The 21,965-nt window shown below is 46.1% G+C and carries 18 protein-coding genes; 4 read left to right on the plus strand and 14 right to left on the minus strand.

The window, feature by feature from the left end; translation table 11 throughout:
* The first annotated feature begins 4 nt into the window (after positions 1-4).
* Both BMX05_RS01930 and parE read left to right on the plus strand, forming a co-directional pair.
* On the plus strand, positions 5-610 hold the full coding sequence (locus BMX05_RS01930; protein WP_093308254.1) for a YqiA/YcfP family alpha/beta fold hydrolase: 606 nt from the start codon (positions 5-7) through the stop codon (positions 608-610).
* A gap of 78 nt (positions 611-688) precedes the next feature.
* Complete coding sequence (gene parE / locus BMX05_RS01935) at positions 689-2,569, plus strand: DNA topoisomerase IV subunit B (protein ID WP_093308255.1); 1,881 nt, start codon at positions 689-691, stop codon at positions 2,567-2,569.
* Here the strand turns inward: parE and BMX05_RS01940 are convergent, their stop codons facing one another.
* Both BMX05_RS01940 and BMX05_RS01945 read right to left on the minus strand, forming a co-directional pair.
* Positions 2,570-2,893: a hypothetical protein gene (locus tag BMX05_RS01940; protein ID WP_093308256.1), complete on the minus strand. Its 324-nt coding sequence runs from the start codon at positions 2,891-2,893 to the stop codon at positions 2,570-2,572.
* Positions 2,880-3,353, minus strand: a complete 474-nt coding sequence (locus BMX05_RS01945) for a nuclease-related domain-containing protein (protein ID WP_093308257.1) — start codon at positions 3,351-3,353, stop codon at positions 2,880-2,882. Before BMX05_RS01945 ends, BMX05_RS01940 begins: the two co-directional genes overlap by 14 nt.
* A 105-nt stretch (positions 3,354-3,458) precedes the next feature.
* Here BMX05_RS01945 and parC point away from each other — a divergent pair, with 105 nt between their 5' ends.
* Complete coding sequence (gene parC, locus BMX05_RS01950; protein ID WP_093308258.1) at positions 3,459-5,726, plus strand: DNA topoisomerase IV subunit A; 2,268 nt, start codon at positions 3,459-3,461, stop codon at positions 5,724-5,726.
* A 44-nt stretch (positions 5,727-5,770) separates the two neighbouring features.
* On the opposite strand, the gene BMX05_RS01955 is transcribed toward parC, so the two are convergent.
* Positions 5,771-7,405 carry a methyl-accepting chemotaxis protein gene (locus BMX05_RS01955; RefSeq protein WP_093308259.1) on the minus strand — a complete coding sequence of 545 codons (1,635 nt, stop codon included), beginning with the start codon at positions 7,403-7,405 and terminating at the stop codon, positions 5,771-5,773.
* A 498-nt stretch (positions 7,406-7,903) separates the two neighbouring features.
* Here BMX05_RS01955 and BMX05_RS01960 point away from each other — a divergent pair, with 498 nt between their 5' ends.
* Complete coding sequence (locus BMX05_RS01960) at positions 7,904-8,260, plus strand: hypothetical protein (protein ID WP_093308260.1); 357 nt, start codon at positions 7,904-7,906, stop codon at positions 8,258-8,260.
* 66 nt (positions 8,261-8,326) lie between these two features.
* Here the strand turns inward: BMX05_RS01960 and BMX05_RS01965 are convergent, their stop codons facing one another.
* The 11 genes from BMX05_RS01965 to BMX05_RS02015 form a co-directional block, all read right to left on the minus strand.
* On the minus strand, positions 8,327-9,619 hold the full coding sequence (locus tag BMX05_RS01965) for an adenylosuccinate synthase (RefSeq protein WP_093308261.1): 1,293 nt from the start codon (positions 9,617-9,619) through the stop codon (positions 8,327-8,329).
* A 72-nt stretch (positions 9,620-9,691) separates the two neighbouring features.
* A complete protein-coding gene (locus BMX05_RS01970; RefSeq protein WP_093308262.1) occupies positions 9,692-10,900 on the minus strand; it encodes an ATP phosphoribosyltransferase regulatory subunit in 1,209 nt (402 codons plus the stop codon).
* A gap of 198 nt (positions 10,901-11,098) precedes the next feature.
* Positions 11,099-11,980 (minus strand): protease modulator HflC, encoded by an 882-nt coding sequence (gene hflC / locus BMX05_RS01975; RefSeq protein WP_093308263.1) that lies wholly within the window; start codon positions 11,978-11,980, stop codon positions 11,099-11,101.
* Between the two features lie 3 nt (positions 11,981-11,983).
* Positions 11,984-13,174 (minus strand): FtsH protease activity modulator HflK, encoded by a 1,191-nt coding sequence (gene hflK / locus BMX05_RS01980; protein WP_093308264.1) that lies wholly within the window; start codon positions 13,172-13,174, stop codon positions 11,984-11,986.
* 108 nt (positions 13,175-13,282) lie between these two features.
* The gene (hflX, locus tag BMX05_RS01985) at positions 13,283-14,584 is read right to left on the minus strand and encodes a ribosome rescue GTPase HflX (RefSeq protein WP_093308265.1); all 1,302 of its coding nucleotides are present in this window, start codon (positions 14,582-14,584) and stop codon (positions 13,283-13,285) included.
* 92 nt (positions 14,585-14,676) lie between these two features.
* Positions 14,677-14,922, minus strand: coding sequence for an RNA chaperone Hfq (gene hfq / locus BMX05_RS01990; RefSeq protein ID WP_093308266.1), 246 nt, complete (start codon positions 14,920-14,922; stop codon positions 14,677-14,679).
* A gap of 180 nt (positions 14,923-15,102) precedes the next feature.
* Positions 15,103-16,047, minus strand: coding sequence for a tRNA (adenosine(37)-N6)-dimethylallyltransferase MiaA (miaA, locus tag BMX05_RS01995; protein WP_093308267.1), 945 nt, complete (start codon positions 16,045-16,047; stop codon positions 15,103-15,105).
* Positions 16,048-16,094: 47 nt separating this feature from the next.
* Positions 16,095-18,017 carry a DNA mismatch repair endonuclease MutL gene (gene mutL / locus BMX05_RS02000; protein ID WP_093308268.1) on the minus strand — a complete coding sequence of 641 codons (1,923 nt, stop codon included), beginning with the start codon at positions 18,015-18,017 and terminating at the stop codon, positions 16,095-16,097.
* Between the two features lie 17 nt (positions 18,018-18,034).
* The gene (locus BMX05_RS02005; RefSeq protein WP_093308269.1) at positions 18,035-19,456 is read right to left on the minus strand and encodes an N-acetylmuramoyl-L-alanine amidase; all 1,422 of its coding nucleotides are present in this window, start codon (positions 19,454-19,456) and stop codon (positions 18,035-18,037) included.
* A 12-nt stretch (positions 19,457-19,468) separates the two neighbouring features.
* Positions 19,469-20,023 (minus strand): tRNA (adenosine(37)-N6)-threonylcarbamoyltransferase complex ATPase subunit type 1 TsaE, encoded by a 555-nt coding sequence (gene tsaE, locus BMX05_RS02010; RefSeq protein WP_093308270.1) that lies wholly within the window; start codon positions 20,021-20,023, stop codon positions 19,469-19,471.
* A 159-nt stretch (positions 20,024-20,182) separates the two neighbouring features.
* Positions 20,183-21,841, minus strand: coding sequence for an NAD(P)H-hydrate dehydratase (locus BMX05_RS02015; RefSeq protein ID WP_177166744.1), 1,659 nt, complete (start codon positions 21,839-21,841; stop codon positions 20,183-20,185).
* Positions 21,842-21,965: the final 124 nt, after the last annotated feature.

Raw genomic sequence — 21,965 nt, forward strand, 5'->3', positions numbered from 1 at the left:
GCGTATGCGCCTTGTTTATGTTCATGGATTTAACAGCTCGCCTGCATCCTATAAAGCGCAGGCTTTAGCATCCTATCTCGCATGTCATGCCCCTAAGCTGGACTATCAAGTTCCCCAATTATCTCATTGGCCACAAACCGCTTGCCAAACTCTGGTTGATACCTGTTGTGCAAGTGCTGGCCCTGTGTTGCTTGTGGGCAGTTCTCTAGGTGGATTTTATAGCCACTGGCTCCTTGCCAAAGGATACGCACATAAAGCAGTTTTGATTAATCCCGCTGTCTGGCCAACCCGTTTGTTACCCGCCTATTTAGGGCCACAACAAAATTTATATACACAAGAAACTTACCAACTAACACAAGCACACCTTGAGCAGATTGCTGATTTAGAGCTCCCTACTTGCTCTCCTAAAATACGTGCACAACTCCGTGTGTTCCTACAAACAGGCGATGAAGTTTTAGACTATCGCCAAGCACTCGATTACTTTTCTCCTGCTGCTTGCCATCTCATCCAAGGCGGGGATCATGGCTTTCAGGATTTCGACGCTTACATCCCATCTTTGCTGGCTTTTTTAATCCCCGAGTACTTTACTAAAACTTGCCATCCTCATTAAAAGCTGCACATCCACACGGATTTAAGTTACATTGGCTTTCCTTTTGCCAACTGTTTTATCTTTAAAGTCTTTTTATCTATGAATACCTCTTACAATGCCCAGTCTATACAGGTGCTCAGTGGTCTAGATCCGGTACGCAAACGCCCTGGGATGTATACAGATACCAGCCGCCCGAATCACCTTGCGCAAGAAGTCATTGATAATAGTGTTGATGAAGCTTTGGCCGGATTTGCGACCCAAATTCGTGTGACGTTACACCAAGATCACTCCTTAAGTGTGCAAGATAATGGCCGAGGTATGCCGATAGATATCCACCCCGAGCATGGCGTTTCAGGGGTAGAACTAATTTTGACGCGTCTGCATGCCGGCGGTAAGTTCTCTAACCAGCACTATCAGTTTTCCGGAGGCTTGCATGGCGTGGGGGTCTCTGTAGTCAATGCGTTGTCCGCACGCTTACAAGTAGAAATCAAACGTGACGGTGGGCATTATCAGATTGCCTTTGCTCATGGCGAGAAAACCCAAGAACTGACGCAAATTGCTCAAATCGGCGCACGGACACGCGGTACCTTGGTGCGCTTTTGGCCAGATCCGCAATATTTTGATTACGCCAACTTCTCCGTTGCACGCTTGCAACATGTTCTCAAAGCCAAAGCAGTTTTATGCTCTGGTTTACAAGTCAGCTTTCACGATGAGACCACAGGTGAAGAAGTTCATTGGTGTTATCAGCAAGGCTTGATTGATTATCTCAAACAAAGCTTGTACAGCGCGTCTAGCTATTGTCCTGATCCTGTGTTTAGCGGCCAATTTGCCACGGAGAACGAACAACTTGATTGGGCGCTGACTTGGCTAGTTGAAGGTGGTGAGGGACTGAATGAAAGCTACGTCAACCTAATACCTACAGCACAAGGTGGAACACATGTTAATGGTTTACGTACCGGCTTGCTGGAGGCCATGCGCGAATTTTGCGATTTGAAAAATTTGCTTCCTCGCGGCCTCAAACTAGCGCCTGAAGATGTTTGGGATACCTGTACTTATATCCTGTCAGTGAAATGGCCAGAACCGCAATTTGCTGGACAAACAAAAGAGCGGCTTGCTTCACGCCAATGTGCAGCTTTTGTCACTGGAGTGATTAAAGATGCCTTTAGCCTCTGGCTTAATCAACACCCAGAAATTGCACTCACCCTTGCAGAATGGATGATTCAGCGTGCGCAACAACGTACACGTGCCAGCAAAAAAGTGCTGCGTAAACGTGTCAGCGCAGGCCCCGCCTTACCCGGTAAATTAGCCGATTGCACCAGCCAAGATCCAAGGTTAGGGGAACTTTTTTTGGTGGAAGGAGATTCGGCAGGTGGCTCTGCGAAACAAGCACGCGACCGTGAATATCAAGCGATTTTGCCTTTGCGTGGTAAAATCCTCAATACTTGGGAAGTTGATGCACACCAAGTGCTTGCTTCCCAAGAAGTCCATGATATTGCTGTTGCTTTAGGCATAGATCCTGCAAATTCGGATCTGAGTGGCTTACGTTATCACAAGGTCTGTATTCTTGCCGATGCAGACTCAGATGGGATGCACATTGCTACTTTATTATGTGCTTTATTTGTACGCCACTTTCCGGCGCTTGTGCAACAGGGACACTTATTTGTTGCTTTACCTCCCTTGTACCGTGTTGATGTAGGCAAAGAAGTCCACTACGCCCTTGACGAGAACGAGCTAGAAGCTTTACTCGCTCACCTGAGCAAAACTCACCCCAAAACTTCTGCACAAGTGACACGCTTTAAAGGATTGGGGGAAATGAATCCCATGCAACTTCGTGAAACCACTATGGCCCCAGATACACGGCGATTATTACAGCTCACGTTAGATAATACACAAGAAACCGAGCGTTTCCTTGATATGCTGCTGGCACGCAAACGCTCTTTGGATCGACGCCATTGGTTATCCCAACAAGGACAAGTTTAATCAGCCGGAAGAAGTATCCGCATCAACTTTTTTACGACTAGGGCGAATATCTTTCGCCTTAATAATACGAATCGGCCGTCGACTATGCACGCGCACAATCACAGGTTTACCCACTTGCGTATTTTTCTTCAGTACCGCAGGGTTGTTTAATGTTGGATATTTTGCACGATCAATTTCGTTGCCTAACAGCAGATCTGCGGTAGCATACATATCCGATGGCAAGAATTTAAACACATCAATTCCACCAAAGGTTTGAAACTCACGCTTTTTATAAGAACTAAAACTCCGCGTGATCATTTGCGTGAGCTGTTCAACAAAAATCATATTCGACTGAACCTTGAATATTCGACTTAGGCGCTTGAACAAAAACGACATCAATCGGCAAAACATCAAAGGTTTTTTGAATACCATTGGCCTTACTTAAAACTTGAGCCGTGTGCTTCACAAGTTTATTGCGTAAATGTCGACTCACGTATTTAAACAACTCGATGGGATTTTCCATCGGTAAATCGCGACCTTTAAGCGCCCGACTCCATTCGTGGCGATAGTTCACTTCAATTTTGCCATATAGGGTACGGCTATTGATCAAAGTAATACCATAGGAGTGCAGCACGACCTGATCTACATTGACGGTGCGATGTTCTATCGCAATAGGTACATCATTAAGCACCAAAACGTCTTCATTCGTGCGAAAGGCATTGCGCAACCTGCTCGCCACTTCAGCACAGTTATCCTCTGAACGAGGATCTGCATCTGGACGATGGTTATAATCTTTTAAAATCATAGTCAAGCCCCATTTAATTCACCCTAAACAGGTAGGATTATAGAAGGATTATCGTCTGGCTTACACCAGGCTTATACATGCCAACCTAAAATATGCGAGATTTTGATGAGTGAAATTTTCTCTACTGAAAATCCTGTCGCCTCATCTGTATTAGCGACTCAAAATGAATCTTTATCTGTACGTACCTACACGGAAAATGCCTATTTGGACTATTCCATGTACGTTATTTTAGATCGCGCGCTACCACATTTGGGCGACGGTTTAAAACCTGTTCAAAGACGCATTGTTTACGCGATGAGTGAGTTACGTCTTTCTGCGCAAGCCAAGCACAAAAAATCTGCGCGCACTGTGGGGGATGTATTAGGCAAATACCACCCTCATGGAGACGCCGCGTGTTATGAAGCTATGGTATTGATGGCACAGCCTTTTTCTTGGCGTTACCCCTTAATTGATGGCCAAGGTAACTGGGGAAGCGCAGATGATCCCAAATCTTTTGCTGCCATGCGTTATACAGAAGCACGTTTAACCCCATTGAGCGAGATTTTTCTTAGCGAGCTATACCAAGGTGCTGTGGACTGGCAAGCAAATTTTGATGGTACGTTAAAAGAACCGAAAGTACTCCCTGCCTGTTTGCCCAGCCTCTTGCTTAATGGTAGTACAGGCATTGCCGTTGGTATGGCAACCGATATTCCACCGCACAACCTCCAAGAAGTGGTACAAGCCTGTTTGCATTTACTTGCACATCCTCAGGCTTCTATAGCTGAGCTGTGCCAATACCTTCCGGCTCCAGATTATCCTACAGGTGCAGAGCTTATCACTTCAAAGGAAGATATGTTACGCATCTACGAAACTGGACGTGGTAGTCTGAAGCTGCGAGCTTGTTGGCGTCAAGATGGGAACGAAATTATTATTGAAGCCTTACCGTATCAGGTTTCAGGCGCGCGCATCCTTGAGCAAATTGCCACACAAATGCAGGCAAAAAAGTTGCCTATGCTGGTTGATTTACGTGATGAGTCTGATCATCAACACCCCACGCGCTTAGTGCTCATCATGAAATCTACGCGTACAGATGTACAAACGTTTATGGCGCATTTATTTGCGACTACAGACTTAGAAAAAAACTATCGAGTTAATTTAAATATGATCGGCCTCAATGGCCGTCCGCAGGTTAAAAACCTACGTCAATATTTAAGCGAATGGCTAGAATTTCGTCGCCAACAAGTGCGCAAGCGCCTACAGCATAAACTCTCTCAGATACAAAAACGCCTGCATATTTTACAAGGTTTACAAATTGCTTTTGATCATCTCAACCAAGTTTTAGCGCTTTTATGTGAAGAAAATCATCCCTTAGATGCTTTACAAGCTCACTTACCTCTGTCTGAAGCCCAAGCAAAAGCAGTTTTAGAACTCAAACTACGCCAGCTTGCGCGCTTAGAAGTGCAAAAATTACAGCAGGAGCAACAACAACTTTCCCAAGAAGCACAACAATTAGAAGATCAGCTCGCAAGCTCGCAGGCCTTAGATAAGGTTATTGCTCAAGGACTTCGCCACTGGCAACAGACATTTGCTGATGCGCGTCGTACTCCTTTAGTCGAGCGCCAGCAGGCTAAAGCCCTTACGGAAGTTGAACTCATTGGTGCTGATCCTATTACTGTCATTTTATCTGCACAAGGTTGGATTCGTGCTGCTAAAAGCCATGATATTGATGCTAAAAACCTGAGTTACAAGGCAGGCGATGGGTTTGCTTATGCAGCTTATGGTAAAAATGATCAGCAAGTCGTATTGGTTGATACGCAAGGTCGTACTTACAGCTTGGCTGCTCATACTTTGCCTTCTGCACGCAGCCAAGGTGAACCTATCAGCAACCGCTTAAAATTAGAAGGAGCAATTTGTGGCCTTGCTCTAGGCCCAGTGCACAGTCAGTGGGCTTTGATGTCCAGTGCAGGTTATGGTTTTTGCTGTACCTTAAGCGAAATGACGACGAAACAGCGTAATGGTAAAGCGTGTTTAAAAGTTCCAGAAGGTGCGCATGCGCTAGCCCCTATCTTGCTTGCAGAGCACGAGGCGGATCTTGCAAACATACGCGTCGCCTTGATTAGTCAACAAGGGTATTTGCTGGTTTTTCCTGCACAGCAACTGACTTCAATGAGCAAGGGGAAAGGACAAAAATTACTTGATCTGGGTGCACAAACCGATGACTGCCTTCTTTATGCTTTGGCTTTACCTGCCCAAGCAGGCTTGCGGTTACATGCTGGCAAACGTCATCTTAGTTTGCAAGATGAGGATTTGGCTACTTATCAAGGTAATCGAGGGCATCGAGGCCACTTATTACCACGTGGCTTACAGAAAGTTACTCACCTAGAAATTCTCTAACCGGTTCGCTAGGGCATCAATTGCCCTAGCTACCACTTATCACCCTAGGTGCGAAAACGGCTAATTTGCTCTTGCAAGCTCACCGCAAGTGCAGACAATTGCTCGCTACTTGCTGCTACTTGATCCGCTCCCATAGAAGTATCATCCACCACTTGTGTGATATTGGTAAGGTTACGGTTAATTTCTTCAGCCACACTACTTTGCTGCTCAGTTGCAGAAGCGACCATAGCACTCATGTCTCGAATACGATCAACGTGGTTCACGATACGTTTAATTTCTTCGCCTGCACGTTGTGCCGTCTTCACACTGTCATCTGCATGTTCACGGCTTAACTGCATTACCTCAACCGCCTGCTGTACGCTCGTACTTAAACGCTCCGTCATGGTACGGATTTCTCCGGTAGATGCCTGAGTACGCTGTGCTAACTGGCGCACCTCATCGGCAACGACAGCAAAGCCTCGTCCGGATTCACCAGCACGCGCGGCCTCAATTGCTGCGTTTAAAGCTAGTAAGTTTGTCTGCTCAGAAATCCCTTGAATGACCTCAAGCACACTAACAATTTGCTCTGTTTCACTTTCGAGCTGGCGCACGACATTCATCGCATCTTCTAATTCATTAGCTAAACCAAGAATTTTATGTACGGTTTCTTCTACTTCTTGATTGCCTTCATCTGCTTCCTGATCCACTGCACAAGTCGCTAAAGAAGCTTCCGAAGCACTTTGTGCCACCGCCTGAATCGTGCTTGCCATCTGGTTCATCGCCGTTGCTAACTGCTCGGTTTCTTCGGTTTGCTGACGTAAACCTTGGCTTGTCTGCTCTGCGGTTGCAGCGAGTTGCTCTGCTGCAGAACGAACTTGTTGGCTTGAAGTTGCCAGTTGATGAATCAAGGATTGAAAATGCTCCAAAGTACGATTAATGCACACAGATACACGCCCTAATTCATCTTTAGAAGCCAAATCAACACGTTGACGTAAATCACCCTCCCCCACCGCTTGCATCACTGTAGTAATTTTTTCTAAAGGCTGCAAAATTGAGCGCGAGATCCACCAAGAAGTTGCTAATAATACCAAAGTGATCGCCCCAACAATCCCAGACATTTTGAGCATTTCTTGCTGTACATGATGCTTAATATCTTCAATGTATACCCCAGAACCAACAATCCATTTCCAAGGCTGAAAAACTTGTACAAAAGATTCTTTTTCTTCTGGTGTGGTTTGTCCTGCTCTTGGCCAAGCATAACGGACAAAGTAGTTATCTTTACCGCCACTGGCCAAACTAACAATTTCTTTAAACACATATTTGCCATTTGGATCTTTAAAATCCATTAGGCTACGACCTTTGATACTAGGATTGCCGCCATGTATTTGGGTTACGGCTTGATAATCTATTGCCCAAACATATTCATTTTGGTCATAAATAATGTTCTCCAAGGCCAAGCGTGCTTGCTGTTGCGCTTCTTCTTGTGTGAGCTTTTGTGCTTGCTGCTGTTGATGAAAAAAGTCTAATATATCAGTTGCAGCATCCACCAAAGTCACCAACTGCAACTGGCGCCCTGCATACATTTCATCACGAATATCCACGATGCTTTTTAATGCCAAAGCGCATAAAGCACAAAGTGCCAACACAATCATTAAATTCATGCGCCACTTAACAGGTAAGTCTCCCAAACTTGCTGCCATTGCCTTGTTCCTAATGCGGTTATTGTTTATTATACCAACAAAGTGTTACAATTTATCATTAAAGGTTACATAAGTACCTTAAATGGATAGTATGCGCACCTCACTGGATTGATAGATAAATTCTCTTTGTCGTCAGCATGTCACTGCTTATTCGCAAGGCTTTCATAAACTCTCTGCATGCTGATGGCTTTATCATATTATCCCTGATTTTATACAAGGGTGTGATAGACTGAATGTGTACAAGCATAGACTGATTGTCACTAAGTATTACCCCACTTTTTCAATAACGACCTGAGGTCGCCTAAAGTGTGTACGCATTCTAGGTCGTGTTAGGGTAAAGCATGCAAAAATTGTACACTAATCGAAAAACTTATACTCTAACTCATCCTTTAGACTTTGAGTGCAGAGTGTAGCAACTTGTGTTCTAAGGCAAGATCGCATTCGTTCGCACCCTGCAAATCTTACTTTAGCGACACGGAATTTTTATGAGGTGACACCATGGATTCAACAAAACAGGAGTTCGAACGCCGCGCGGGTATTTGTTGGTTTAAAGAGTCCCAATGGCAGCGTTTATTGGAAATTGCAGAAGATAAGGCACGTTTAGAAGATACTTATCAGCAGTGGAAGCAAACTACGGAAGAAATGATTGAAGTTTTTGCCACACGCGGCATTTTAATCGAGAAAGTCCCCGTAGATGTTGAAGACCTACTTTCTTGGTGTAACGAGCACAACAAGCCAGTCAATGGATCAAGTCGTGCTGAATATGTCACCCAACAAATGATGCAAGAAAGACGCCAAGCTCGTCTAGCTGCCGCTCAATCGATGCGCTTGCCGGCCTCTGCTGCTTTACATTAAAAAGCACATATATAAAAAAAGCCCCTTCAAGAACAGGGGCTTCTACACATTAATCGCTTGCTTGCATTATGCAAAAGGATCACGCAATACAATAGTTTCTACACGGTCCGGCCCGGTAGAAATAATATCAATAGGCGCACCCACTTGTTGCTCAATAAACTGGATGTATTGACGCGCTGCTTCTGGCAAAGCATCTAAAGATTTTGCACCAACTGTAGACTCTTTCCAGCCCGGAATTTCTTCATATACAGGCTCCACCGCTGCAAAACCTTCCGCATCGACAGGCGTTTCTAACAAATTACCTGCTTTATCCTTGTAAGCCACACAGACTTTAATGACATCCAAACCATCAAGTACATCAAGCTTGGTCAAACATAAGCCAGAGACTGAATTGACTTGGATGGCGTAACGCAAAGCGACTGCATCGAACCAACCACAACGACGCGCACGCCCTGTGGTAGTGCCAAACTCATGGCCTTTTTCTGCAAGGTGGCGCCCATTATCATCGAAAAGTTCGGTAGGAAAAGGACCAGAACCCACACGCGTGGTATAGGCTTTAGTAATGCCCAGCACATAATCCAGATACAAAGGACCAAAACCTGAACCGGTTGCTGTACCACCGGCGGTCGTGTTTGAGCTAGTTACAAAAGGATAGGTGCCATGATCGATATCGAGCAAAGAACCTTGCGCTCCCTCAAACATAATATGGGCATCTTGCTTACGCAGCCTATGCAAAAGATGCGTCGTATCTGTCACCATAGGGCGCAACTCTTCTGCCATCTGCATACATTCATCAAGAATTTGCTGGAAGTCGAGCGGCTCTTCTTTGTAGTAATGCTGCAAAACAAAGTTATGGTAGTCTAGAACTTCACCCAACTTAGCAGCAAAACGCTCACGATGAAGGATATCGCCTAAACGTACACCGCGACGTGCAACTTTATCTTCATAAGCAGGACCAATACCACGACCTGTGGTACCAATTTTAGCTTGGCCACGTGCTTTCTCACGTGCTTGATCTAAATGAACGTGATAAGGCAAAATCAAAGGGCAAGAGGCTGATAGCTTTAGGCGCTCACGTACGGCAACGCCGCGCTCTTCTAGCATACGGATTTCTTTCAGCAAGGCATCAGGTGCCAACACAACCCCATTACCGATCACACAAGTCACTTGATCACGCAAAATCCCTGAAGGAATTAGGTGTAAAGCAGTTTTTTGGCCATTGACCACCAAGGTATGCCCTGCATTATGGCCGCCTTGGAAACGCACCACAGCTTGCGCAGACTCGGTAAGCAGGTCAACTACTTTGCCTTTGCCTTCATCACCCCACTGGGTGCCAAGAATTACGACGTTCTTACCCATTCGCCTACTCTCAATTAAAGATATAACTTAGATAAACCCCACAGGTTTATCTGCTCAAAAATGCTCTGTTGATTACAAAGGGCTAATGACCCACTCACCTTGCGCATTTTGTACCCATTGACGGTCACAAGCAGGATGCGCCTTAGTACCTTCTCCAGCCAAATCAACCCAAACACGCTCCCCTTGCGCACGCAGTGCACGGATTTTATGCATGAGTTGTGCATCTGTATAGGCTTGCACTGGTGCTAAAACCCCAAGATGTTTGCGCTGATGTGTTTGTGGATGTTGCAATTCTTGCAAGGCAACTAACAATTTTAAATCAACACTAAAGCCCGTTGCTGGACGCGCACGTCCGAAGACCTTGCCTGTCTCATCATAACGCCCGCCTTTCGCAATCGCTTGTCCCCATTGAGGCACATAAGCAGCAAACATAATGCCTGTATGATAGTTAAAACCGCGCAACTCGGCTAAATCAAAGTATAAAGTCACTTGCGGATAGCTTGCTTGAATCCAGTGCGCAATTTGCTCTAGTTGAACCAAAGCCGCCTGTACACTTTCAGGCGCCCCTTGCAAATCGCGTTTTGCTTGTTCAAGCACACGCATATCGCCATGCAGATGCGCTAAAGCTGTCAAATGAGCACGTACTTGTGCACACTCTACATAGGCTTGCAACAAGGTGTCTAAATCAGCAAAACGTTTGTCTTGTAAGGCCGCAAAAATCGCTTCCGCTTCTTGTTCATCGATTTGCGCTTGATTGATTAAGGTACGATAAATATTGACATGCCCTAGATCCAAATGAATTTGATCGAGCTCAGCCGCTTCTAAAGTCGCCAACATCAAGCTTAAAATTTCTAAATCACTTGGTAAACCTGCATGTCCAAATAGCTCAGCACCCAGTTGGATCGGGCTGCGCGAGCTTAGCGGGTTATCCGCTCGTGTACGCAAAACAGGATGGCAGTAACATAAACGTGCAATACCTTCGCCTTCACAAGATAACGAATGCGCATCTATACGCGCGACCTGAGGCGTCACATCAGCACTCACCCCCATCAAGCGGCCACTGCTTTGATCTGTGACTTTAAAAGTTTGCAAATCTAAATCCTTACCAACACCTGTCAACAAAGACTCTAAGTACTCAGCAGAAGGTGGGATGACAAGGTCGTAACCCCAAGCAGCTAACAAATCAAGTAACTTACGGCGCAAAGCTTCCAGCGTATACGCGCGCGGTGGTAAGAGCTCTTCCATTCCATCAGGGAGTAACCAGCGGTCAGCAATCGTCATGGTAAGTCCTGTTTCTTTACATATTCAAATAGCATCCAAGGCAGCTTTGGCCTTCCCAAATATCACCTTAACACAGGATTGTGACGTCCCTAGCCTTGCAGATAGCGGCATAAAAAAACCGGGCCATTAACCCGGTCTTCTGTGTGCTTTCGCTATAGTTTATCACGATCTGCGCACATGTGTAGGGACTTACAGGATTTATTCCACCCTAGTTCCTTGTGCTTCTTTCAGATACTTAAAGAAGTCCGAATCAGGTTCTAGCACCAAGACATCGCCCTTGTTGTTAAAGGACTCTCGATAAGCTTGTAAGCTACGATGAAAACGGAAAAACTCAGGATCACGTTGGAAAGCTTGCGCATAAACTGCCGCTGCTTGGGCGTCCCCTTGACCTTTGATTTGTTCAGCTTCTTCATAGGCTTGTGCTAACAAGACTTGACGTTCACGGTCAGCTGCTGCACGGATTTTTTCTGATTCTTCCTTACCTTGTGCACGATATTCGCGTGCTTCACGTTGGCGCTCAGATTTCATCCGTTCATAGACAGCACTAGAGACTTCTGTAGGTAAATCGATACGCTTCACCCGAATATCTAACAAGGTAATCCCTAGTTCAGATTGTGTCACCTTGCTCAATTCGGTAATCGCTTTGGTCATCAATTCATCACGTTTTTCACTGATGATTTCACTTAAATCACGACGACCAAACTCATTACGCAAGCTCTCATCAACCCGTGGAGCAATTAAGCGTGCTGCGGTCAACTCGTCACCTGAAGTAGCCTCATAGTAACGAGTTACGTCAACGATTTTCCACTTAACAAAAGAATCTACGATAACCGCTTTTTTCTCTTTTGTTAGGTAGCGCTGCGGACGTGAATCTAACGTCAGGACTCGAGTATCAAACTTACGAATGGTTTGATATACGGGCACACGATAGTGCAACCCAGGTTCGATATTGGATTCAACGATTTGCCCAAACTGTAGCTTAATCGCGCGCTCAGTGGCATTGACAATATATAAACTGCTACTACCAATCCAAGCCACCAAGGCAATCAGGGTTAAACCCACAATAGATCGACTATTCATAAATTAACGCCCCTCCCGACGGATGCCATCGTCTTGGCGTATACGCAAGCGCTGAATCACACGCTCGGCCAGTTCATCCATTTCTACATCGCTTAAAGTGGATGCATTTATAGTGCTCATAGGTGCATTCACACCTGAACGTTGCCTAGCGTCTACACCTGTATTTTGCATTAACTTATCTAGAGGCAAATACAGCATATTATTGCCGCCTTCAACATCCACCATCACCTTACTAGTATTGCCTAAAACCTCTTGAATACTCTGCAGATACAAACGTTCACGAGTGACTTCAGGAGCTTTCTGGTACTCATCAAGCAAAGCACTAAAGCGATGTGCCTCACCATTAGCACTGGCGATTACAGATTGACGATACCCTTCAGCTTCTTCCAGTACCCTTTGAGCTTGACCTTTAGCTTCCGGCAAGATGCTGTTTTGATAAGCAGAGGCTTGGTTAATGGAACGCTGTTTGTCTTCTCGTGCTTTGATAACATCATCAAAAGCAGCTTGGACTTCATCAGGTGCCGCTGTACTTTCTACGTTGACCGCTCTTAACTCAAGACCGACACCGTAATTATCTAAATAGCTTTGCAAACGGCTGCTAACATTTTGCGCGAGCATTTCCCGTCCTTCAGTCAAAATAGCATTCATGTTGGAGCTACCGACTTCATGACGCAACGCGGAATCTGTCGCATTTTCCAGACTTTGTTCAGGAGAACGCACGTTTAATAGATAATCTTTGGGATTTTGTACCTGATATTGGACAGACAAGCTGACTTGTACGATGTTTTCATCCAGCGTCAACATCGTTGCTTTTTGGCTGATAGAGCGAATTTGCGTGACATTGACTTTAGTCACAGTATCAATCAGCGGCGGATTCCAGTGTAAGCCCGGCCCGACAGTTTCATGATAACGTCCTAAACGCAGTACCACACCACGCTCAGTTTGATCAACCAAATACACACCACCGGCAATCCACAAGCCGGCCAGCACGACCAAGACAACCAACAGCAAGCCATGCCCGCCACCTTGGCCTTGAGGCGCACCACGGCGTCCTAGCATACGGTTGAGCTTGTCTTGAAATTTCTTTAGGGCTTCATCCAGATCCGGTGGCCCCTGATCGTTACGTCCGCCACGACCACCGCCACTCCAAGGATCGTGGTTGTTGCCATTACCGCCTGGCTCATTCCACGCCATATATCGCTTACCTCAATGTTATAGGTGTGAGTTAAGGAAGAGTTACCTTTTTAGGAATACGAATGTTAGGCTTTTATCCGTCAAGATAAGTTCTATCAAGCTTGCGTATTAAAACTGAGTTTCTGGCATTTGAATATACTGACTTGCTGATTCACCTAGGCGACTGAGCATTTGCAAAAAATCACGCCGTGGGAGACGGATCTCTAAAGCAAGATTACCTTGTTCATCATAGTCTTCTGCCAGTACAGCATCTTGTTGATACAAAAGCGCCCTTAACTTGCCTTGCTGTGGGCTCAGATGCAAGGTTTCATGCAAGATATCCAAAGCCAAACGTTCGCTAATTGCCTGTAGAACCAAGGCAAGCCCTTCACCCGTACGCGCAGAAGCCCAAACGCTGATAGCCTCCCCTTGCGCATTACGCTCGATACGTGCTTGCGCGCCCATTAAATCAATCTTATTAAAAATCATCAGGCTCGGGCGTTCATGCGCGCCAATTTCTGCAAGCACCTGTTCAACTTGAAAAATATTATCTTCACGCTCACAAGCACTGGCATCGACAACGTGCAATAACAAGCTCGCTTCACTTGCTTCTTGCAAAGTTGCCTGAAAAGCTTCCACTAGTTTATGCGGCAGATGACGGATAAAACCAACCGTATCTGCCAATACCACAGGGCCTACATCTTCAACCTGAATCCGTCGCAACGTTGGATCTAAAGTCGCAAATAGCTGATCTGCTGCATACACATCAGCTTGAGTTAACTGATTGAATAAAGTAGATTTTCCTGCGTTAGTGTAACCTACAAGGGAAACGGCAGGAATTTCTGCACGCGCGCGCGCGCGCCGGTTTTGTTGACGCTGCAAACGGACTTTTTGCAAACGTTTATGAATGCTTTTGATACGCGCACGTAATAAACGTCTATCCGTTTCTAGCTGGGTTTCCCCCGGACCACGCAAACCAATACCGCCTTTTTGACGCTCTAAGTGCGTCCAGCCCCGCACCAAACGGGTACTCATATATTCTAACTGGGCGAGTTCAACTTGTAACTTACCTTCGTGAGTTCGTGCACGCTGCGCAAAAATATCCAAGATCAAACCGGTACGATCAAGCACCCGACATTTCAGTTCTCTTTCTAAATTACGCTCTTGTGAAGGCGATAAAGTATGATTGAACAAGACTAATTCTGCCTCGTGTTCTACCACAGCTGCGCGGATTTCCTCCACTTTACCTTGCCCAACAAATGTCCGTGGACTCGGTTGGTGCCTTGACCCTTGAACCAAAAGAACAGGGTCGCCTCCAGAGGAACGTACGAGTTCCAAAAATTCACTTGGATCTTCACGTTCATCTTCATCATGTAAATCAAGATGGACTAATACGGCACGTTCGCCGCCAGCATGACGTTCAAAGAACAAGCCTGGTCTCTCCTTTTTAGCGCTGTATACGCTTTATTGCTAGACGCACAAAAAACCTAGGCAAAACTTGCCTAGGCTCTCACTAAGATCAATTATTCTTCAGCATCTTGTGTGCCTTCCGGTGCAGGAAGACGCACATTACGTGAAGGCACGACAGTAGAAATCGCGTGCTTGTACACCATTTGGCTCACTGTATTACGCAATAAAATCACAAATTGGTCGAATGATTCGATTTGACCTTGCAACTTAATTCCATTCACAAGAAAGATGGAAACTGGAATGCGCTCCTTACGTAAAATATTGAGGTAAGGGTCTTGTAATGATTGCCCTTTTGACATTACCGCTCTCCTTTAAGTGGAAAGTTCTCATTTGTTGTTAAGTGATTCAAGCTTTAGTCATGCAAAACTTGAATAAGTGCTGGCTGACATTCAATAAAATAACATCAGAACGCAAGCTGATTGCGCAGGCGCGAAAAGCGCACTTAGGCATTATACCTACCTAGTGCCAACTTTGCCTGTTTAATTAATCTCACGTAAACAAGCTTGTACATGCTGTAAAAATGCGCTTTTTTGCTGCACTTGCTCAGGATGAAAAATCTGTAAATCTGGCCAAGAACGCAACCAAGTGAGCTGACGTTTCGCCAATTGCCGTGTCGCCACAATGCCTTTTTCCTGCAAGCTTGCATAATCAAAAGCACCATCCAAATATTGCCATACTTGGCGATAACCCACAGCACGCATCGATGGCAAACCTAAATGCAAATCAGCGCGTGCTTTTAAACCTTCAACTTCTTCTAGCAAACCCTGCTGTAACATTAACCGAAAACGCTGGGCAATACGCTCATGTAAATGCGCACGCTCCTGCGGTATTAAGGCGATACTATGCAATTCAAATGTCAGTTCCGGTGTTTTTTGCTCTGCCCACAAGGCGCTCAGTGCACGTCCAGTAATCAGAAAAACCTCTAACGCTCTTTGCAGGCGTTGTGGATCATTAGGATGGATTCTTTGTGCTGACACAGGATCAACTTGTGCCAAACGCGCATGTAAAGCTGGCCAACCTTGTGCAGCAGCTTGTGCTTCTAGCTCGGCGCGGATCTCAGCATTTGCACTAGGCAGATTATCACCACCTTCTAATAAACGCTTAAAATACAGCATGGTCCCGCCCACAAGCACAGGGACACGCCCTTGGGCATGGCTATTTGCAATCGCAACCAAGGCATCTTCACGAAATTCCGCAGCCGAGTAAGCTTGTGCTGGGTCACGAATATCAATGAGCTGATGCGGTGCCTTTGCCAAAGTGGCTGCATCCGGTTTCGCTGTACCTATATCCATACCAGAATATACAAGTGCAGAATCTACACTAATCAAGTCACAGGCAAACTCTTGATGCAATTGAATGGCCCAATCTGTTTTTCCTGCTGCCGTTGGCCCCATTAATGCAATCACAGGTAGCCTTGGTTTCATACATTGATTCCTACATCTTAAAAGTCATTGAGACCGCTCGCGTTTGTTTAACGCCCACGCATAAAAAGTGCATCCAGCTGTTGCAAATCGAGCTGAATCCAAGTCGGACGCCCATGATTACATTGATCTGTACGTAAATTATTTTCCATGGCGCGTAGCAAGGCATTCATTTCTTCTAAAGTCATGCGCCGGTGTGCACGCACTGCGGTATGACACGCCATGCGTGCCAGCAAGGCATTTTGATGTTTTTGTAGGCTAAAACTGCTGCCATATTCCACCAACTCATTCAAAACTGCCGCCACTAAAGCACTAGCATCCACGCCTTTTAATAACACTGGTAACTCACGAATCGCCGCTTGCGTTGGAGAAACTAAAGCAACGCCTAAGCCTAAACGTTGCAATGCCTGCGCGTGAATCTGTAATGCCTCTGCTTGCATGGGGTTAAGTGTCACAGTTTCTGGGACTAACAAAGGCTGCGCCTGCAAGCTTTCTTTTGCCCATGCTTGTTTTAAAGCTTCATACTGAATACGCTCATGTGCAGCATGCATATCAACTAACACCAAGCCGGCCTCATTTTGCGCCAAAATATAAACACCATGAACTTGTCCTAAGGCATAGCCTAAAGGTGGTGTTTGTAAGCTTGGATTTAGATTCGGCTGTTGCACCTCTGCAACAACTTGGGGTAATAAAGGCACTTGCACGGCTTCTTTTTTAGCCGGCTCGTTTTGCGGCTTTGGATGCAAGGCTTGATAGGTTTGCATCCAATCTTGTACTTGCTGTGGCTTGGGAGCTTGTGCTTTTAATTGCACCTGATACCCTGATGAAGACATACGCTGAGGTGCAGGTGATTTCACCGGTGGCGTGCTTGACAGCTCTAGCGGCTGCTTGTGTACTTCATCTACATCTACTGAAGAATCTACTGAATCCACTGGTGTCTGTTTTTTGATCTGCACAGAAGCTGGCACACAAGTCCCTTGTGCTAAAACATCTTGTAAACCAGTCAACACAAACAGATGAACACGACGCGCATCATGAAAGCGGACTTCGTGCTTCGTTGGATGCACATTCACATCAACATCTGCAGGCGATACCTGCAAATACAGCACAAAGCTTGGATATTTGCTTGTGTGTAGAACGTCTTGGTAAGCCTCACGAATCGCATGGGTTAGCACTTTATCCCGCACAGCACGACCATTCACGAACAGGTATTGCTGATCTGCTTGATTGCGTGCTTGTGTCGGATGACAAATCCACCCTTGTAACCCCAAGCCACCACTGGCTTGTGCTTGTACCGTTAAAGCCGTGTGTACAAATTCATCACCTAAGAGCCTTTGTAAACGCTGGCGGTGTTCTGCTTCGCAACTGACTCTAGGCAAGGCATAAATGCGCTTTTTCTGATGGGTCAAGCGCATGGCGACATGAGTATAGCTCAAAGCTAAACGCTTAAAGATCTCTTCACAATGATTGAATTCCGTTCTTTGAGTGCGCAGGAATTTGCGCCGCGCTGGCGTATTAAAAAACAAATCCTGCACGTGCACACTGGTCCCTTGTGGGTGAGGTACCGGCGTGATTTTAGGCAACATATCTCGCCCTTCTGCAATCACTTGCCAACCTTGCTCTTGCGCTTGTGGACGTGAACGCAAGGCTAAACGCGATACAGAACTAATACTAGCGAGGGCTTCACCACGAAACCCCAAGGTCATCACGGTTTCCAAATCTGTGATCGAGCTAATTTTACTCGTCGCATGCCGTGCTAAGGCCAAAGGTAAATCTGCTTGCGCAATACCCGCACCATCATCACGCACCAAAATGCTTTTAATACCGCCTTGTTCCAACTCCACATCCAGCTGAGATGCCCCTGCATCTAAAGCATTTTCCATAAGCTCTTTCATCACAGCAGCAGGACGTTCTACAACCTCACCCGCAGCAATTTGGTTTGCAAGACGTATAGGTAAAACCTGTATCGACATAAGCACCTTTATGACGTCTATGATGTCGGAATTTGCAAGACTTGACCGACTTGAATCTGGTCGTCTTTTAATTTGTTGACTCGTCTTAACTCGCCCATGTCCACACGATGACGGCGAGCAATTTCTGACAAAGTATCACCACGGACAATCACATAAGTGCGAAAAGCATTACGTTTTTTTTCCGTCGCTAACAAGGTATTGGGCGGTGGATTAGAGTAAAAATATTTTTTGACACCGGTCCCAATAGAATCTGCCATTTTGCGTTGATAGCTGGCTGTACGTAAGCGTCTTTCCTCTTGCGGATTAGAAATAAAGCCAGTTTCTACCAAGATGGAGGGGATATCCGGTGATTTCAACACCACAAACCCCGCTTGCTCAACATCCGATTTGTGCAATTTATTAATACGTCCAATGGACTTAAGCACTTGACTGCCCACATTCAGACTATCAGATAAGGTGGCTGTCATGGTTAAATCCAACAAAACACCGGCTAAGGTTTCATCCTTATCATCCAAAGACAATAAGCCTTCTACCCCACCGATTAAATCCGCGCGGTTTTCACTTGCGGCTAACCAACGTGCAGTTTCTGAGGTTGCTCCCCTTTGGGATAAGGCATAGACAGAAGACCCTCGAGGCTGTGGCGAGCGAAACGCATCTGCATGCACAGAAATAAATAGGTCTGCACGCTTTTTACGGGCAATTTGTGTACGCTTACGCAAACCAATATAATAATCCCCTGTACGCACGAGAAAGGGCTCAAAACCGCGCTCTTTCCCTAGCTGATCATGTAAATAACGGGCAATTTTGAGAACCACATCTTTTTCATGGGTACCTGCAGGTCCTTTGGCCCCCGGATCATCGCCACCGTGCCCAGCATCAATCGCAATAATAATATTTCGCTCCCCATCTGGCGCTTGAATCAAGGTCGCTTTGCTTTGTGTATCTGGGCTTGGCTGCGTTTGATTTTGTACAGGTGGACTTGTGCTACTTTTGCTTGGACTTTTATTTGAGGGATTGGCAGCGAGCTTCTCATACACCAAATCAATGACAAGCCGGTGCCCATATTGTTGATTGGGTGCTAAGGTAAAGTCTTTCACCTCAACGCTTTGGCTTAAATCCAACACTAAACGCAGGGTTCTATCTGATTTGGTCGCACTACGAATTCTTTTAATGGGCGTATTATCTAAAGGCAGGCGGTTAAATTCAGCTTTGAGGCGCGAAGTTTCAATATCAATCACAATACGCTCAGGATTTTTCAACGCAAACCAAGTGTATTTAATTGGGCCACTCATATCGAAGACCAAACGCGTATGATCGGGCGCAGGCCATAAACGTGCCCCTTCGATTGTAGCGGCTTGGACATGCCATCCACTGAGCAACAAAAGGGTTCCAACAAAGCTATAGCCTAATAAGGCGCTGATACGCCCCCATGCTCGCATACTCACCACCCTTTATTGATCATGTGTGTTATCTTTCTGATTCACTGAGTTTTCCGCACTCGCCTTGGCTGGTAACACTTCTTGTAGCGCTTGCCAAACGTGTGACCATTGTTGCTGCGCCTTTGGCGAGATCGCCTGCAAACACAATTCGCGCCCGCCCGTTGCTAACCAACATAAATCAATTTGCCAATCGGGTGTCGGTAATACTCCAGCGCCACACTCTGGCCATTCAAGAAGGCAAATCGCTTCTTGATGAAAATAATCGCGGATACCAATAAATTCTAATTCTTCCGCATCCTGCACGCGATATAAATCAAAATGATACACTTGAACCCCTGAGGGCAACAGATAAGGCTCTACCAAGGTATATGTTGGGCTTTTGACTGTACCTTGGTGCCCAAGTGCACGCAAAAAGCCACGACTTAAAGTGGTTTTTCCTGCACCTAAATCACCTTGCAGATAAATCACCTGAGGTGTTGGCAAAACGCTGGCAAAAACGGCACCAAAAGTTTCTTGTGCACGCTCATTATCTAGCAGCCAAGTGGCTAAGTAAGTGGCAGCATCCATAGAAGTGTCTCTCGCTATCAGAGGTCGAAATGATGGTATGGCGTCTGTTTGTCTGGGGCTCTATTGCGCCACCTGCAAGCGTATTGTGGCTTGAGTTGATTACACAAACGGCAACCAAGCCGCCGTATCGTAAAATTTAGGTGCGCAGATTGTACAGGATTAGCGCCAAAGTGCATCCCACTGGCTTGGGCTTTTTACTTGCATCAGTTTGGCAATTTCAGGAATCAAATCCTGAGCTAACATGCTAGTTTCCCCCCAAGTTTTCACTGCCAGATCTGCCGCTAGCGCATGGATTGCCACTGCATAAGCTATTGCTTGGCCTTGTACCTGGATGGATAAAGTGCATTTTGTTGGCGGTGCAAGCAAACCCGCAATCAATCCTGCCAAAGTATCCCCCATCCCTGCACTTGCCATACCAGGATTGCCCCATGGGCAGACCCAAGGTCTTGCTAATTGTGGATGATAGATCAAACTTCCTGCACCTTTAAGCACAACAAAAGCTTGTGTCTGTGTCGCTATTGTTTGTACTGCCCGATAAGGATCAGCTTGTATTTGTGCCACCGAAGTATTAAGTAGACGTGCACCTTCCCCAAAATGCGGTGTTAAAACACAAGTCTTTGGTAAAAGTGGCTGATGTGGACTTTGGGCGTATAAATTCAAAGCGTCTGCATCTAGCACCCAAGTTTTTGTTGAATCTTGTTGCCAAGTCTGGACAGCCGCTTGGTATAAAGCACGCCCCCAAGCAGTTTGTCCTAAACCTGGTCCTAACAAGATCACATCCGCTTGGTCGATTTCTTGCGCTAGGCGTTGTGGATCCGCATTCAAGACCATAGCTTCTGGAGTACGCGTTAAAATGGGTGCCATATGCTCTGCCCGTGTTAACACCCGCACCCAGCCCGCTCCAGCTCTTAATGCCGCTTGGGTGGCTAACAAAATTGCACCTCCATATCCAAGATCCCCACCCACTATTAACACGCGGCCATAGTGCCCTTTATGTGCGTGGGCAAGACGTGCTTTTGGTGCTTGTTGCCAAACACCTGCTGCCAATAATAAATCGGCTTGTTGTGCAAAAGACAAACTCGTGTAGGCAGTTGCCAACGCATGTGCAGGCACCAAAGGTGCTAAAGCCAGCTCACCGACATAGGTCGGCGCTTGTCCAGTGACCAAACCGGCTTTTACACTAATCAAACTCAGGGTTGCTTGCGCACGCACACACTCGTTACCTAATAAGGCAGAGGTGCTGGCGTCTAAACCGGAGGGGACATCTACTGCTAAAATATACGCAGACATCTGATTTATATACGCAATGGCATCACACCAAGATGCTTGAATCGGCGCCTGTGCCCCAGTGCCTAGTAACGCATCCAGCACATATAAATCGCCCTGACCATGTGCTTGCTGTAATTCGAGGCTCAGCACTTGTGGCCAAAGGTGTATAGGAATCCCTAACGCTTGGGCTTGTTGATACGATTTCTGGGGTTCACCTTGCAGCTTTTCTGGCGCAACTAGACTTATTATCTGCACCGGCCAACCGGCTTGATAAGCCAAAGCTGCACACAAATAGCCATCACCCGCATTATGTCCCGCACCAGTCAAAACCAGTAATGCAGGCGCTTGTGCTTGGCGCACTGAGGCAAGACGCTGCAAATATTGCCACAAGGCATCAGCCGCATACTGCATAAGTAAGGGGCTGGTATATCCTTGTGCTATCAGTGCACGATCCAGAGCTTGGCTCGTTGCTGCGGAAACTAAAGGCCACAGGCGTTGTGTGCCATAAGTAAACTTGTGTTGACTCAATGGAATGTAAAGGGGCTGCATACTCATTATCCTTCTCGGTGAACGGATCTTTTAAGCAGCTTATGCGATAAGTTTTTTGCAACCTACCACGTTTTGTTGCATCTTGTGGCCTAGATCATTTGCTTTCCTATTCGACAAAGTTTCC

It is taken from the genome of Allopseudospirillum japonicum (assembly GCF_900108915.1).
In the GTDB taxonomy this organism is placed as follows: Bacteria; Pseudomonadota; Gammaproteobacteria; order Pseudomonadales; family Halomonadaceae; genus Pseudospirillum; species Pseudospirillum japonicum.

Bases quoted from the DNA above. Each gene is read 5' to 3' on its own strand.
- BMX05_RS01930 (WP_093308254.1), top strand. From the start codon at position 5: ATGCGCCTTGTTTATGTTCATGGATTTAACAGCTCGCCTGCATCCTAT.
- parE (WP_093308255.1), top strand. From the start codon at position 689: ATGAATACCTCTTACAATGCCCAGTCTATACAGGTGCTCAGTGGTCTA.
- BMX05_RS01940 (WP_093308256.1), bottom strand. From the start codon at position 2,893: ATGATTTTTGTTGAACAGCTCACGCAAATGATCACGCGGAGTTTTAGT.
- BMX05_RS01945 (WP_093308257.1), bottom strand. From the start codon at position 3,353: ATGATTTTAAAAGATTATAACCATCGTCCAGATGCAGATCCTCGTTCA.
- parC (WP_093308258.1), top strand. From the start codon at position 3,459: ATGAGTGAAATTTTCTCTACTGAAAATCCTGTCGCCTCATCTGTATTA.
- BMX05_RS01955 (WP_093308259.1), bottom strand. From the start codon at position 7,405: ATGGCAGCAAGTTTGGGAGACTTACCTGTTAAGTGGCGCATGAATTTA.
- BMX05_RS01960 (WP_093308260.1), top strand. From the start codon at position 7,904: ATGGATTCAACAAAACAGGAGTTCGAACGCCGCGCGGGTATTTGTTGG.
- BMX05_RS01965 (WP_093308261.1), bottom strand. From the start codon at position 9,619: ATGGGTAAGAACGTCGTAATTCTTGGCACCCAGTGGGGTGATGAAGGC.
- BMX05_RS01970 (WP_093308262.1), bottom strand. From the start codon at position 10,900: ATGACGATTGCTGACCGCTGGTTACTCCCTGATGGAATGGAAGAGCTC.
- hflC (WP_093308263.1), bottom strand. From the start codon at position 11,980: ATGAATAGTCGATCTATTGTGGGTTTAACCCTGATTGCCTTGGTGGCT.
- hflK (WP_093308264.1), bottom strand. From the start codon at position 13,174: ATGGCGTGGAATGAGCCAGGCGGTAATGGCAACAACCACGATCCTTGG.
- hfq (WP_093308266.1), bottom strand. From the start codon at position 14,922: ATGTCAAAAGGGCAATCATTACAAGACCCTTACCTCAATATTTTACGT.
- miaA (WP_093308267.1), bottom strand. From the start codon at position 16,047: ATGAAACCAAGGCTACCTGTGATTGCATTAATGGGGCCAACGGCAGCA.
- mutL (WP_093308268.1), bottom strand. From the start codon at position 18,017: ATGTCGATACAGGTTTTACCTATACGTCTTGCAAACCAAATTGCTGCG.
- BMX05_RS02005 (WP_093308269.1), bottom strand. From the start codon at position 19,456: ATGCGAGCATGGGGGCGTATCAGCGCCTTATTAGGCTATAGCTTTGTT.
- tsaE (WP_093308270.1), bottom strand. From the start codon at position 20,023: ATGGATGCTGCCACTTACTTAGCCACTTGGCTGCTAGATAATGAGCGT.
- BMX05_RS02015 (WP_177166744.1), bottom strand. From the start codon at position 21,841: ATGCAGCCCCTTTACATTCCATTGAGTCAACACAAGTTTACTTATGGC.